The organism is Pseudomonas sp. M30-35 (genome assembly GCF_002163625.1).
GTDB lineage: Bacteria > Pseudomonadota > Gammaproteobacteria > Pseudomonadales > Pseudomonadaceae > Aquipseudomonas.
In genome coordinates this window covers 4,480,622-4,494,007 of sequence record NZ_CP020892.1, presented here as the reverse complement: position 1 = coordinate 4,494,007, position 13,386 = coordinate 4,480,622, and the positions used below count along the sequence as shown (strand labels likewise).

The following is a 13,386-nucleotide window of genomic DNA, read 5'->3' as shown; positions in this document are numbered from 1 at the left end:
CCTCGTCCAACAGAGGTTATTCAACGTGGACCATGCAGTTTCGATCTAATGGACACAGGTCGCGATGCATGGCCTTGGTAGTGACATCAAGCCACGCCTTTACCGAGGATAGGGTCGTTTACATCATAGGTTTTACGGGTCAGAACGATTCAGTGCTGATTAAAACTTGCCTGATGGCGCGCCTTCTGTGATTCAAGATCCGAGGGGTGAATCGATTGGTCTTCTAATCGAAATATCAATTCATCACCTCCAGTGAATTCCATTCAATTCTTGCAGGGCACGATTGTACTTGCGCTATCCTTCATCACCTGCCAACTATAAGAACCGTAACAACGGGTATGTGGCGAGGGACTGTGAAAATGCTCAGCGATGCTTGATCTCAAGACAGTGCTGATCGTCAGCCTGGCCACCGCCAGTCTGCAGGCGGTTGCTTGGCTCTTTGTCTGGTTGGCGTGGCGTCATCTCTACGAGCTCAAGTTTCTCGCGGTAGGGTTTAAGGCAATTGCCATAGGGCTTCTCCTATTGCTCCTGCGAGAGGAGCAGCCAGCAGTCTGGTCCATCGTCCTGTCCAATGCCGTTATCAAGCTGGGGTTGGTTCTGCTTGCAGTAGGCCTGGCACGTTTTCTGGGGCAGTCGCGCTACACCTGGGTTGGCATCTGTCTGCTCATTTGCTATGTCGTGATCTGGAGCATCGCGATGGTCGTTGACCCAAGCAGCATCGCGATCCGCATCCACACATCCACTCTCTTCACCGTGATCGCTATGTCGGCCATGTCGCTGGTGCTGCTGCGAGACCGGACACAACCCTGGCTTTTGCGTTGGATGACGCTTGGCGTGCTTGCCTATTACATGGCAGCGAGCATCATTCACAGTGCCATCGAATTCTGGTTTCCGGCCACTTCGCAGGATGTCACTGTTATGAACGACCGCAACACCTGGTATCTGCTGCAAGGTATTCTGTTCCAGATCGCCTTGTTCGCCTGCCTGCTCTTCATGGTCAGTTCACGGCTCTCAGCTGATCTGCGCGAGAAGAATGACGCCCTGTCACGGGAAGTGCTGGAACGGCGTAAGTTACAAGACCAGTTGAACACCAGTCTTGAGTCTGAACGTGCGCTTCGTGAGGAGCAGGCTGACTTCATGCGCGTTGTCAGTCACGAGTTTCGCACCCCGTTGGCGATCATCCGTAATGCGGTCGATATGATTGGCCTTGTCGGCGATAGATCTCATGAGGCAACGAAGGAACGCCTCTCCGGCATTGGTGAGGCGTTGGACCGACTGTTCTCCCTGATCGATCGCTTTATGTCGAACGACCGAGAAAATGGCTTTCAGCCCGAATCAATGCCTATGGCATCTCTTATCGCCGATGTGCAATTGCATTTCGAAATGGGCGGCCGCAGTGAACGTTTGTATTTCCAGACAGAGCACGAGGCAGCATCGATATTCGTCGATCCAGGCATGATGGCGACGATCGTTATCAATCTTATTGACAATGCGCTCAAATACTCGCCAGAGGGCCAGCCCGTTTATATCGATTTCTGGGTCGAAGTCGGTTTCTTCAATATCCGGGTGCGTGATCACGGCATCGGCATACCGAAAAACGAATTGCCCAAGATCGGACGACGTTTCTATCGGGCCTCCAACACCAAGGCCGCGACCGGCACCGGGCTCGGCCTCTACGCGTCCCGCAAACTACTGGCCTACCATGGTGGCACACTGGAGTTACTCGCCAATGAGGGGAGGGGGACGGTGGCCGTCTTGCGCGTGCCGCTGCCAAACGAAGCAACCCAGTCGGCGAAGCCATAGGAGGCGATGACTTGACGCACGTATTGATTGTTGAAGACGAACTGCGACTCCGAAAGGATCTCGTTGACTTCCTCAAACTGTGCGGCTTTACGGCTGAAGGTGTCGCGACGGCTGAAGGCCTGCGTCAGACGCTGTTGGATAGCGAGCTACCTGACATCATCATTCTTGATGTCGGGCTGCCAGACGGAAACGGGTTTGAGCTCGCCAGCGAAATTCGCGCGGCCCATCGCTGCGGCATCATCATGCTTACGGCACTAAGCGATAGTGACGACCGTATACGAGGCTTTGAAAGTGGCGCTGACATCTATCTCGTCAAGCACAGTACGTTGCGGGAGATCGAAGCGGCAATCCGCAGCCTGTTGCGGCGGACAGGTGGCCTGGCCGATGCAACGGACAACACCGGAGAACACTGGGTATTGGACAGCAGAAACTGGACGCTAACAGCACCAAACCAGCATTCGCTCAAGCTGACCGCGACCGAGTTTACTCTCTTGAGTACGCTTTGCGACTCCGAGGGGGGCGTTTGTGATCGAGAGAAACTGGTGGAGACGATTGCCCGACCAAGGGCTCATTTCGACAACCGGTATCTCGATGCCGTCGTCAGCCGACTTCGTCGCAAGGTAGATGAACACACCAACCTGCAAGCTCCCATCAAGGTGGTCTATGGCGTCGGCTATACATTTACCGCACCGGCGATTGTTCGATGATCGTTGCGAGCGTCGAGTCGTTGCGTGGCGTTGAAACCTCAAGGGCCACTTCGCAGCGACTAAGGTGGTCCGATCATAGAGTCGAGGATGCTGACGACGCGAGAGTTGCGATCACTCCAGAACCCCGATGAGTACCAAACGCGCTTTCCTTCCAGTCATGAACAAAAGCGGTGCGGACAGTTGGGGCTAATCTCCGGAGGTGTACCTGATCAAGGGTAAGGACATCTCAACGCTGGACTCAAAAGGCGGTACGACTCAAATGCAATGCAGATTCCAGCGTTAGCCGCTCAGATGCGCTGCGTTCGATGTAGGCACTGAGCACTAATTCATCTTCGGTGCGACGCGCCCAATCTTCGGCATTACGTTTGGTTCTGAAGGCTTTTGATGCTGGAGGTCAACCGGACTTGCGGATTACCGCTTTCCATGTGCCTTGGGGAGTTTTTACTAGGGTTGCCATACGCTCTCCGAGGTGTGCTCAGTACGGGACTGTGCTGGAACTGTACCTCGGGAACATCTGATTACGGCGTCAAAAACAGCAAATTGCATGCAGTCTTTGTTTTGTATGGTGCCGGCACCAAGAGTCGAACTCGGGACCTACTGATTACAAGTCAGTTGCTCTACCAACTGAGCTATACCGGCATTTGTGGGGCGCATTATATAGATAAGTTTCTGGCTGACAAGGGCTTTTAGTGGAGTTTTTTGTTCGTCTAGCTATGAGCAGCGAATTTCTTATGCACAATTGGTTAGTAATTAATCAATTTGTATTAGCCTGAGGTGCTTGTCATCACTCTGTCATGCAAGCTTATGTTTTTGTTGGTTATTAATTATTGGCCGAAAATAGTCGGTTTTTTGTCAGTGAGATCGCAGCGGCTTTAGAGCGGCTTTTGCAGAATCTATCAACAAAGTTATCCACAGCTTCAGTGGCAGAAGCGATACGCTCAGCGACCAGCATAAGGTTGCGCGGGGTTAGCTCGCGCGAACAGAAGCTGCCGAGCTGAACGGTGTAGCCGCGTTCGCACAAATACAGGGCGCGGTCGAGCAGTAACCAGACTTCTAGCGGTCGGCGAAACAAGCCGCGTAGTAACTCGAGATTGCGCACCTGTGCTAATAGTTGCCAGCCTTTGGCTTCAAGTTTGGCCCAGTCGGTTGTGGTGGGCGGAGGCGCAATATCTTTCAGCTTGGCGAGATCGATACAGAACTCGGCGAAGGGTTTGTTAAGCCAGGCGGACGCCAGTGAAGGCGTTGGTAAATATTCGTCTAGCCCACGTAATTCGCGCTGTAGGCAGTCAAAGGCCAAGCGTCGGGCCATGGAAATGTCGCGTTGTTTACGCACCCGGCTACCGGCGGTTACGGTCTCGCTGAGGGGCAGGCCGAGGTCCTGGATCGACAGTTGAAGTTTGCTTGCTTGAGCGATTTTTGACAGCGGCTGATAGTGGCTGCTGCTGATGCGGTTGTAGCAGCAAGGGGCGATTGCCAGTTGCTCGCAGCCAGCCTCGCTTGCCAGTCGCATCAGTCGAACATGCAGGTCGCCACAGGCATGTAGCGCCACTGGTGTGTGCTCGGTTTTGAGCCATTTCCCAGCGTCTGTTGCCAGTACATCCTGCTCAATATGTTGCGCATTGATGCCCAGCTTTTGGCTTAGCTGTGCACCTTTATCCACAAGCTGGGGGTCATATTCAAAACAGCTCAATGGCTGGCCTTGTCGGGCTAATAATCGCCCAAGGTGGCCCTTGCCTGAGCACCAGTCGAGCCAGTGCCGCGTTGGTTTTTCAAAGCTCAAGCTGTTGGCGAATGCCTGAATTTGCAGCCATTTACGCCCCGGGATGTCATTGCTCAAACGGCTGGGCAATTGAGGGCCATTTATGTGTGGCAGCGGAGCAATCTGGCACAGCGCCTGGGCCTGTTCGGCCAAGCTGATAAAGGGCTCAGGCGCCTTTAGTTTGTGCGGTTCAGCTTGAGCCTGTTCAGCATCGGCAAGACTACGTGCTTTCAGCCAGATCGCTAATTGCGGGTGGGTTTGTTCCCACGCCATGGGGCGATCGCTGAATGGGCGCGGTCGCCAGAGTGCTTGATGCTCGCTAAGAAAACGATTTAGCGCCTCGAAGTGTTTGGCTAAATCGTTGGGTGATGGCATTTGCGGTGTCTTCATGAAGGCCGCAGGCCTTTGCGGCCTGCGGCATTTAACGGCCTTGGCAGGCGTCTACGCGCAACCAGCGTTCAAGCAATTTGAATGCTTGAACGAGGATGAAGGCAATCACCAGATAGAACAGACCGGCAGCAAAGAAAATCTCCACTGGCAGGTAAGTCCGGGCGATGATCGTCCGCGCCATGCCAGTAAGTTCGAGTAAGGTCACGGTGCTGGCAAGCGCGCTGGCCTTGAGCATCAGGATGACTTCGTTGCTGTACGCGGGTAGGCCGATACGTGCCGCGCGCGGCAGAATAATACGCAGCATGGCTTGGGTTTGTGACATGCCAAGTGCTCGCGCAGCTTCTACTTCACCCTGGGGGACTGCCTGAATTGCGCCGCGCAGAATCTCGGCAATATACGCGGTGGTGTGCAGCGTCATGGTGATCACTGCGCACCAAAACGGGTCGCGCAAGATCGGCCATAGCGGCCCATTACGCACTGCATCAAACTGGGCGAGGCCGTAATACACCAAAAACAGCTGAACCAGCAGCGGTGTGCCGCGAAAGAAAAATATGTAGCCGTAAGGGATGCCGCGAACCAGCAGGTTCTTTGAGGAGCGGGCGATGCCCATTGGTATCGCTAGAATCAACCCGGCAACCACCGCGATTGCGACTAGCTCCAGGGTCAGTACCGCGCCTTCAGCCAGGCGTGGCAGCCACTTGATGATGACTTCCCAGTTCATGCGGCGCTCCTGCTAAATCCGCGACCCGCGCGTTTTTCAAGGAAGTACATGCCAGTCATGGCAATGACGGTCAGGCCAAGATAAATAAATGCGGCAACCAGGAAGAAGGTGAAAGGTTCTTTGCTCGCGGTAACAGCAATTTGCGAGCGACGCATGATTTCATTCAGGCCGATCACCGAAACCAAGGCTGTGTCTTTCATCAAAATCATGAACAGGTTGCCAAGGCCGGGCAGGGCGATGCGCCACATTTGTGGCAGAATCAAACGCCAGAAAATACGTGGTTTAGACATGCCCAGCGCCTGACCCGCTTCGCGGTGGCCTTTGGGAATGGCCAAAATAGCGCCACGAAAAACTTCAGTCGCGTACGCGCCGAAGCAGATGCCGAGTGCGATTACACCAGCAGCAAAGGGGCTCAGCTCCAGGCTTTCAATGCCTAGAAAGTCAGCCAGTGTGCGCATCATGCTAACGGTGCCGAAATAAATCAGCAGTACCCAAAGCAGTTCGGGGATGCCGCGCACAATCGTTGAATAGGTCCCGCCCAGCCACTGCACTGGCTTGTAAGGCGATGTTTTGGCCAGTGCGCCAAGCAGCCCAAGTACCAAACCCAATACCAGCGCAGAAAGCGCCAGCTTAATGGTCATCAAGGTACCGGCAGCGAGTGCGGGGCCGAATCCGTAGAGGTCGAAATTCATGGGGGCTCAGATGTTTGCGCCGCCCAGTAAAGGGCGGCGCAAAGCTAGCAGCTTAGTAAATGCTGAAAGGGAAGTACTTGTCGTTGATCTTCTTGTAAGTACCGTCAGCAACGATCTCTTTCAGAGCAGCATTGAGCTTCTCGCGCAGAGGGTCGTTCTTACGCACGGCAATACCGATCTTGTCGTTGTCGAATACCGGGTCGCCTTTGAATTCAAAGCTCTTGCCCGCATCGCTTTTCAGCCATTCCCAGTTGACGAAGGTGTCAGCCAGTACGCCATCAAGACGGCCAGACGACAGGTCTAGGTAAGCGTTTTCCTGGGTGTCGTACAGCTTGATGTCGACAACGCCATCCAGGTTGTCTTCCAGCCACGTACCGGCGATGGTCGCGCGCTGAGCACCAATCACTTTGCCATCGAGGCTGGCTTTGTCAGTGGTGAAGGTTTTGTCTTTTGGTGCAATGAACTGCAGCTTGTTGGTGTAGTACGGATCGGTGAAATCAACTGCTTGCTTACGCTCTTCGGTGATCGACATCGAGGCGATCAGGAAGTCGAACTTCTTAGCGTTCAGTGCTGGAATGATACCGTCCCAGTCGGAAGTCACGACTTCACATTCGGTTTTCATCTTGGCGCAAAGTGCTTGACCAATTTCGACGTCGAAGCCGCCAACTTTGCCGCTTGCGTCAATCAGGTTGAACGGAGGGTAAGCACCCTCTGTACCGAGTTTCAGTTTGTCTGCGGCGACTGCGCTGGTGCCGAAAGCCAGAGTGGCGGCTGCAACCAGTAAGATCTTTTTGTAGTTTTGCATTCCAATGTTGCTCCGTGTTAGCTATTGCTTGACATGAATTGTTTGCAACGCACCGAGTCAGGGTTATCAAACACCTGCTCGGGCGTTCCTTGTTCTTCTACCAGGCCCTGATGCAGGAAAACCACTTCACTGGAAACCTGACGAGCGAAATTCATCTCGTGGGTGACCAGTAACATGGTGCGGCCTTCATCTGCGAGTGCGCGGATCACATTAAGCACTTCTTGTACCATCTCCGGGTCGAGTGCCGAAGTAGGTTCATCGAAGAGAATAACTTTTGGCTGCATCGCCAGTGTACGAGCGATGGCTGCGCGCTGTTGCTGTCCGCCAGAAAGTTGGTTGGGGTAAACGTGGCGTTTGTCGGCAATACCCACTTTTGCCAGCAATGCTTCAGCGGTTTCAATCGCCTCGGCTTTGCTCTGGCCCAGTACGCGGCGCGGTGCTTCGATGATGTTATCGAGCACGCTCATGTGCGGCCACAAATTGAAGTTCTGGAATACAAAACCGATTTCGCTGCGCAGGCGATTTATCTGTTTGCCATCAGCAGCAATCAGTTCGCCATTTTTTGCGGATTTCAGTTTGAGTTCTTCACCCGAGACAATGATTTGTCCCTTGTGTGGGTTTTCCAGCAGGTTGATGCAACGCAGAAAGGTTGATTTGCCTGAACCGGAGGAACCCAGAATAGAGATCACATCGCCATCACGGGCGGTGAGGGAAATGCCTTTAAGCACTTCGAGGTCGCCGTAGCGCTTGTGCAGGTTGCGGATTTCCAGCGCGGCAGCTGCATCGGCCATGGGTTGTCCTCTTGTTATTGGATTTGCGCCAAGTATCAATTGGCCATCCTATTAAAGCGCCAAGCTAGCACAGCGTCTTATGGAGCGCCAAGCGGGCCAGAGCCGGTATCGGGTCTGAGTGCGCGAGGGTGTCGCATCACTGCAGTTGCCTGTCGCGCAGATACAAAAAACGCCATGCGTGCCTGACGTTTTATCCAACTGGCTAAAACAGGGTTGTTCGAGTCTACGCTAAAACAATTTGCTGAGTACTGCGCGCAAATGTGCGCTAAAGAGCTGAATACGCTGCAAAATTAGATAAATTATGCCCGAGCAACAGCTCTCAATGCTAGCGATAGGCGACGGGCTTGCATGGCATGCTCGGGAATATGCTTTGCGCCCTCACTGATAGGAACAAGCAATCCTTGGTCTGCCCGCTTTCTGATTGGATACGTCGAATGCCTGGCAACACATGCAGTGCTTCAGTGGGGGTTGGCGGCTTTAGGTAGCAAGGTGAAACTCAGGCAACAAAAAACCCGCACTAGGCGGGTTTCTTGTGGGCTTTCAGATGCTGTTGACACCACCTGAAATCAATTAGTGGTGCCCAGAGACGGAATCGAACCGCCGACACGGGGATTTTCAATCCCCTGCTCTACCGACTGAGCTATCTGGGCAACGGGGCGTATTAGACGGATTTGACGAGGGCATGTCAAGCGCCGGTATGAAAAATATTTAAAGATAACGGGCGCTTACGGTGAATTCGGGTTAAATCGATCAAGTTTTGATCAGTTTCACCCTCGGTCGAATTTACTCGCTGGGAGGCACATAACCTTCGGCTTGTGCGTAATCTTCGCCAGACAAGAACTTGTCCATCTCGGCCTGGAGGAATTTGCGGTCCTCGGCGTTCATCATGTTCAAGCGACGCTCGTTGATCAGCAGGGTTTGGTGTTTTTGCCACTCATCCCACGCTTGCTTGGAGACGTTGTTGAAGATGTCTTCACCTTTGGCGCCTGGGTATGGCGGGCGCTCAAGGCCTGGAAGTTCTTGCTTGTGCTTGCGGCACATCACGGTACGAGTCATGACAATTCTCCTGCATTCAAGGCATCTGCCGCGCGTTTCAGTAACTTTTTGACCGGGGCAGCAAGGCCCAGGCGCGGCGGTTGGGCGAGGTTATACCAGAGCCAGTCGGCCTCGGCCACGCTAGCCGGAGCTGTGGTGACGTTGATTAACCATGGCTCAATAGCCAGTTGGAAGTGGCTAAAGGTATGAGTGAGGTCGGCGAGTTGTTGGCGCGCGCCTAAATTCAGCTGATGGCTATTGGCGAGTAATTCTAGCTCTTGCAGGTCAGATAGCTCCGGCAAGCTCCATAAACCGCCCCAAAGACCGCTGGACGGCCTGCGATAAAGCAGAATATCGCCTTCACGGTTGGCCAGTATCGGCATCAGTGTGCGTTTTTGCGGCAGCGTTTTGCGCGGTTTTGGGATCGGGTAGCGGATTTCCAGACCCAGCAGGTGCGCCTGACAACCCGTTTTAAGCGGGCAAAGCAGGCAGCTTGGCTTGCTGCGAGTGCAGAGCGTCGCGCCGAGGTCCATCATCGCTTGGGTGTAGTTATTCACGCGCTGCTGCGGAGTGAAGCGTTCAGCGACATCCCACAATTGCTTGGCAACTTTGGGTTCGCCGGGATATCCCTCTTGCGCGACATAACGAGCCAGAACGCGTTTGACGTTGCCGTCGAGAATCGGCGCGCGCAGGTTCATGCTCAAGCTGGCGATAGCGCCCGCTGTAGAGCGACCAATGCCGGGCAGGGCGATCAGTGCTTCAAGGTCGCGTGGAAACTCTCCACCGTGCTCGCTCATCACCAGTTTGGCGGTTTTTTGCAGGTTGCGGGCGCGAGTGTAATACCCCAGCCCGGTCCATAAATGCAGCACTTCATCTTCTGCTGCTTCGGCCAAGTCGCGCACCGTTGGCAGCGCATCCATAAACCGGTCGAAGTAACCCAGGACAGTGCTGACTTGGGTCTGCTGGAGCATGATTTCAGACACCCAGACGCGATAGGGTGTTATGCCCTGTTGCCAGGGCAAGTCTTTGCGGCCGTGCAGGTCATACCATTGCAGAACAGCTGTTGAAAACTGCTCTGGACTCATCGCTTGAACAGGCCCTTGAGTGCGTCTTTTAGTTCCGGGCTGACTTTGTCGCCGAGTTTTTCTTCGAGCTTCTCGGTGAGTTTTTCGCCCGCTAATTTGGCTGCAATCTTACCCAGGCCATCTTTATCGAGACGGCAAGCTTTAGCGCCAAGTTCAAGCGGACCACGGCAGCGAATTGGCCATTCAAGGCCGACGTAGCGTTCGTTAACCTGGCAGGCCGGGTCTGGCATTGCACGGGTGTCACCGATCAGGGTGACGCCGATGCGATAGTCCAGGCCCAGCACGCGCAGATCGAGGTCGCCGTCACCCGTCACATCCAGGCCGGGTACCTCGACCTTCAAGTCGGGATTACTGGCAACGCCATTACGGAAGGTCAGATTACCGTTCAGGGTTTTAAACGGAGTGTCCTTGCCGCTGACCTCGCGGGTCAGTTGCTTGCGGTTAAGCGTGGCAATGCCTTGGCAGATTTGCTGCTCGAGGTTGGCATCGACCAGCACGCCGTTTTCCAGAGCAAAGCTGCTGGTGCCATTGAGTGCTTCGATCCAGGCTTTTTGACTGTTGCCATTAGTGGTCAGATTAGCTTGCAGGTCGAGCAGGCCTTTGACCGGTGCTTTGTTTTTAGCGGTAGTCAGAAACGGTTCGACTTGCAGGCTTTTGATGGTGCTTTGCAGGCTAAGTACAGGCGTAGCTGGGCGCACGTCGACTCGTGCCTTGGCTACAAAGCTGCCGCTGCCGAGTTTGCCGCTGGCGTTGTCGAGAGTGAGCAGGCCGCCTGCGCTTTTGGCTTGCAGGTCGACATCGCTGAAGTTTTGTTTGTCTGCCGTTAAATGATCAAGCTTCAGTGCAACTTGCATGTCGAGTTTGCGCAGGCGATCGATTGGGAGTACCTGGTCGGTGCTCCATGCTTGCTGGGTCGGTGCCTTAGGCAGCGCTGAAGTGCCTGAAGCACCGGCGCTGGCTACGCTTTGCTTGACTTCGGCATCACGTGCACTGGCTTCTTTCGACTTTGGCGGCAGGTAACGGTCAAGGTCTAGTTTGTCGCCTTTAAGGTTTACGCGCAGTGCCTGTTTGGCGAAATCGTCAACCGCCAGCTCGCCGGTGAAGGTGGTGTCGTCGAGCTTGAGCGTCATTTCATTGAGTTTGATGCTGGCTGGGCCGCCGCTAAGGCGGGTCACCAGTTCAAACTTGGCCAAGGTGTTTTCGTCGTTTCTGGCAGGAATTTCCTGACCAATGCCTTTCAGGAACTGGAGCAGGTTAACTTCCGCAATAGACAAGCCGCCACTGAGCTTGGGCTTGTTGCGCAGGTCGGTAACCTCGATATCGCCAATCGCGCGAAGCTGGTTGGCAGAGAGCTTCAAGCTGCTCCATCGTGCAATGTTGGCCGCCATATCAACGGTCAACTGGCCTTGCAGGGCATAAGTCAGTGTTTGACCGTTAAGGGGTTCGCCGGATGCTTCGCCGGAGATTTTTGCGTTTTCAAGTTCATAACGCTGCAAGACTCGGTCAAAGCGCAGATCGCCTTGCAGCTCAGTGCGGGCGCGCATTACCGGTTTGTTGATGCCAAAGAAAGCGCTGAGCTTGACCGGTACGCTGGCGCCTTCCTGGATCGCGCCGGTGGTCAGTTGGATGCTTTCAGCGCTGAACTGTTGGCCTTTCTGGGCGTTGTGATAATTAACCCGGGCGCTGTTGACGATCAAGCTATCAATATCCAGCTTGACCGGTTCACTGGTCTGGGTTGTTGTCGCCGGGGCGCTTTGTTCAGGCTTGGCAGCAGAGTCATCAGTTGTGCTGGCAGTCTTTTTTGGGTGGCCGACGTTTTCCCAGTTGCTGTGACCTTTATCATCGATGTCGAGGTTGAGATTAAGGCCATCAACGCGGATGTCGCTCATCTGCACTTCTTTGCGCAGCAACGGCAATACACGCACGGATAACCCGAGCAAGCGCAGGTCTGCAAACGGCTTATCCGGGGTGTCGGCGCTGGCCAGGGTTGCGTCGGTCAGCTCAAGACCTAGCCATGGGAACAGGCTCCAGCCAATATCGCCGTTGAGTGTTAGCTCAAGGTTGGCTTTCTCGCGGGCAAGATCGCGGATCTCGTCTTTATAGTCGTTGGGATCGAACAAGTGGGTCAGGGCAAAGCCCAGCGCCACAATGATCAGCAGCAGTCCGAGGAAGAATAAACCCAGGATTTTGCCGAGCGATTTCATGATCGATTCCTTGTATGCATTAACTTGAATATAAACAGGCAAGTATAGCGTTGCGTGGGTTACAAATTAACGCCCGCAACTCGTTCGGCAATTGCCAGGCTGGCAGTAAGACCCGGCGACTCGATTCCAAATAGGTTGATCAGCCCCTGCAAACCGTGGTCTGTGCTGGTTTGGATGACGAAGTCTGCAGCCGGTTCCCCTAGCCTGGACAGCTTTGGACGGACGCCACTGTAACCCGGCACAAGGCGAGAGCTGTCGAGTTTCGGAAAATATCGGCGGATTGCTTGTGCAAAAGGCTCAAGCAAGCCGGGATCAACGCTGTAATCAACTTGCTCAACGTAGCGAGTGTCTGGGCCGAAACGTAACTGGCCAGCGAGGTCTAGCGTGGCATGAATGCCCAGTCCGGTTGCGTTGGCCTCCGGCATTGGGTAGATCAAGTGGCTAAACGGTGAGCGCCCGCTGTAACTGAAGTAGCGACCTTGGCACAGGTGCAGCGTTGGGATCAAATCAGCGCTAAGGCCGTGGGTGTTGTGCGCCAGTTGCTGAGCAAACAGGCCGCCAGCGTTTAGCACTTGCTGGGTATGGAGGCTAAAGGGTTCGCCGCCACTTGAGCCATGTGCAAGCCAGCCGTCAGAGGTCGGTTCGAGCCGCTCTATGCGTGTGTCGAGCACCAGTTGCGCGCCATTGTGTTCGGCGCGGGCAAGCAGAGATTGTAAATAAGTATGGCTGTCGATGATGCCGGTGCTCGGAGATAACAGCGCCTCCACGCCGCGCACTGCGGGTTCGAGGCTGTGAAGTTGTTGCTGGCTGATGCTTTGTAAATCATTAACGTCGCAGGCTTTAGCGTTTTCGGCGATGGCTGCAAGGTTGCTACGCTCAGCATCATTGACCGCAACCAATAGCTTGCCGATGCGCTGATGTGGCACGTGATACTTCTCACACCACGCATACAGTCGGTCGCGACCTTCAAGGCATAACTGTGCTTTGAGTGAATCTGCGGCGTAGTAAATACCTGCGTGAATCACTTCGGAGTTACGACTTGATGTATGGCTGCCGATGAGTTTTTCGTTATCCACAATCAAGGTGCTTTCGCCGGGTTTGGCGAGGCGGGCTGCGCAGGCAAGGCCCAGGGCGCCGGCGCCGATGATCAAACGGTCAATTTTGTCCATGATGGGCAGTCTTCAAAGTAAGCATAGTCAGTCGTTATAGCGTTATTAGCGCCAGTGCCGCAAAGCTCAGTTGGATGGCATCGTGAATATGTACGAACCTGCGCGGCAGCTTTTAGGGAGCCTCTGAAAAACTACTGCGCTAGATATTACTGGGGCAGCCCTTGCTGCGTTAAAAAACTGCTCAAAATACTCATTTAGGCCAACTAAAGTCGAGCGCGACCCCGG

General features: G+C 54.3%; 11 protein-coding genes, 2 tRNA genes and 1 pseudogene. 2 read left to right on the top strand and 12 right to left on the bottom strand.

Translation table 11 applies throughout. From position 1 onward, the window contains the following. Positions 1–369: 369 nt before the first annotated feature. The gene (locus tag B9K09_RS20610; RefSeq protein ID WP_087518557.1) at positions 370–1,803 is read left to right on the top strand and encodes a sensor histidine kinase KdpD; all 1,434 of its coding nucleotides are present in this window, start codon (positions 370–372) and stop codon (positions 1,801–1,803) included. An 11-nt stretch (positions 1,804–1,814) separates the two neighbouring features. Next, positions 1,815–2,510, top strand: coding sequence for a response regulator transcription factor (locus B9K09_RS20605; RefSeq protein ID WP_087518556.1), 696 nt, complete (start codon positions 1,815–1,817; stop codon positions 2,508–2,510). Positions 2,511–2,772: 262 nt separating this feature from the next. On the opposite strand, the pseudogene B9K09_RS22875 reads toward B9K09_RS20605, so the two are convergent. The 12 genes and pseudogenes from B9K09_RS22875 to B9K09_RS20545 form a co-directional block, all read right to left on the bottom strand. Continuing rightward, positions 2,773–2,967, bottom strand: a pseudogene (locus B9K09_RS22875) (site-specific integrase); the annotation flags it as partial. Positions 2,968–3,073: 106 nt separating this feature from the next. Continuing rightward, positions 3,074–3,149: transfer RNA gene (locus tag B9K09_RS20595), tRNA-Thr, on the bottom strand. Between the two features lie 181 nt (positions 3,150–3,330). Continuing rightward, on the bottom strand, positions 3,331–4,659 hold the full coding sequence (locus B9K09_RS20590; RefSeq protein ID WP_087518555.1) for a methyltransferase: 1,329 nt from the start codon (positions 4,657–4,659) through the stop codon (positions 3,331–3,333). A 31-nt stretch (positions 4,660–4,690) separates the two neighbouring features. Beyond that, the gene (locus tag B9K09_RS20585) at positions 4,691–5,380 is read right to left on the bottom strand and encodes an ABC transporter permease (RefSeq protein WP_087518554.1); all 690 of its coding nucleotides are present in this window, start codon (positions 5,378–5,380) and stop codon (positions 4,691–4,693) included. Then, positions 5,377–6,072 (bottom strand): ABC transporter permease, encoded by a 696-nt coding sequence (locus tag B9K09_RS20580; protein ID WP_087518553.1) that lies wholly within the window; start codon positions 6,070–6,072, stop codon positions 5,377–5,379. Before B9K09_RS20580 ends, B9K09_RS20585 begins: the two co-directional genes overlap by 4 nt. Positions 6,073–6,124: 52 nt before the next feature. Further along, complete coding sequence (locus B9K09_RS20575; RefSeq protein ID WP_087518552.1) at positions 6,125–6,877, bottom strand: ABC transporter substrate-binding protein; 753 nt, start codon at positions 6,875–6,877, stop codon at positions 6,125–6,127. Positions 6,878–6,894: 17 nt separating this feature from the next. Next, on the bottom strand, positions 6,895–7,668 hold the full coding sequence (locus B9K09_RS20570; RefSeq protein WP_087518551.1) for an ABC transporter ATP-binding protein: 774 nt from the start codon (positions 7,666–7,668) through the stop codon (positions 6,895–6,897). Positions 7,669–8,242: 574 nt separating this feature from the next. Further along, positions 8,243–8,318 (bottom strand) — tRNA-Phe (locus B9K09_RS20565). Between the two features lie 133 nt (positions 8,319–8,451). Beyond that, entirely contained in the window at positions 8,452–8,724 is a 273-nt protein-coding gene (locus B9K09_RS20560; RefSeq protein WP_087518550.1) for an oxidative damage protection protein, read from the bottom strand. Beyond that, positions 8,721–9,788 (bottom strand): A/G-specific adenine glycosylase, encoded by a 1,068-nt coding sequence (mutY, locus tag B9K09_RS20555; RefSeq protein ID WP_087518549.1) that lies wholly within the window; start codon positions 9,786–9,788, stop codon positions 8,721–8,723. Before mutY ends, B9K09_RS20560 begins: the two co-directional genes overlap by 4 nt. Continuing rightward, the gene (locus B9K09_RS20550; protein ID WP_087518548.1) at positions 9,785–11,992 is read right to left on the bottom strand and encodes an AsmA family protein; all 2,208 of its coding nucleotides are present in this window, start codon (positions 11,990–11,992) and stop codon (positions 9,785–9,787) included. Before B9K09_RS20550 ends, mutY begins: the two co-directional genes overlap by 4 nt. Before the next feature lie 59 nt (positions 11,993–12,051). Continuing rightward, positions 12,052–13,161: an NAD(P)/FAD-dependent oxidoreductase gene (locus B9K09_RS20545; protein ID WP_087518547.1), complete on the bottom strand. Its 1,110-nt coding sequence runs from the start codon at positions 13,159–13,161 to the stop codon at positions 12,052–12,054. Positions 13,162–13,386: the final 225 nt, after the last annotated feature.

Coding starts and splice junctions, on each gene's coding strand:
- B9K09_RS20610 (WP_087518557.1), top strand. CDS start 370: ATGCTTGATCTCAAGACAGTGCTGATCGTCAGCCTGGCCACCGCCAGT.
- B9K09_RS20590 (WP_087518555.1), bottom strand. CDS start 4,659: ATGAAGACACCGCAAATGCCATCACCCAACGATTTAGCCAAACACTTC.
- B9K09_RS20585 (WP_087518554.1), bottom strand. CDS start 5,380: ATGAACTGGGAAGTCATCATCAAGTGGCTGCCACGCCTGGCTGAAGGC.
- B9K09_RS20580 (WP_087518553.1), bottom strand. CDS start 6,072: ATGAATTTCGACCTCTACGGATTCGGCCCCGCACTCGCTGCCGGTACC.
- B9K09_RS20575 (WP_087518552.1), bottom strand. CDS start 6,877: ATGCAAAACTACAAAAAGATCTTACTGGTTGCAGCCGCCACTCTGGCT.
- B9K09_RS20570 (WP_087518551.1), bottom strand. CDS start 7,668: ATGGCCGATGCAGCTGCCGCGCTGGAAATCCGCAACCTGCACAAGCGC.
- B9K09_RS20560 (WP_087518550.1), bottom strand. CDS start 8,724: ATGACTCGTACCGTGATGTGCCGCAAGCACAAGCAAGAACTTCCAGGC.
- mutY (WP_087518549.1), bottom strand. CDS start 9,788: ATGAGTCCAGAGCAGTTTTCAACAGCTGTTCTGCAATGGTATGACCTG.
- B9K09_RS20550 (WP_087518548.1), bottom strand. CDS start 11,992: ATGAAATCGCTCGGCAAAATCCTGGGTTTATTCTTCCTCGGACTGCTG.
- B9K09_RS20545 (WP_087518547.1), bottom strand. CDS start 13,161: ATGGACAAAATTGACCGTTTGATCATCGGCGCCGGCGCCCTGGGCCTT.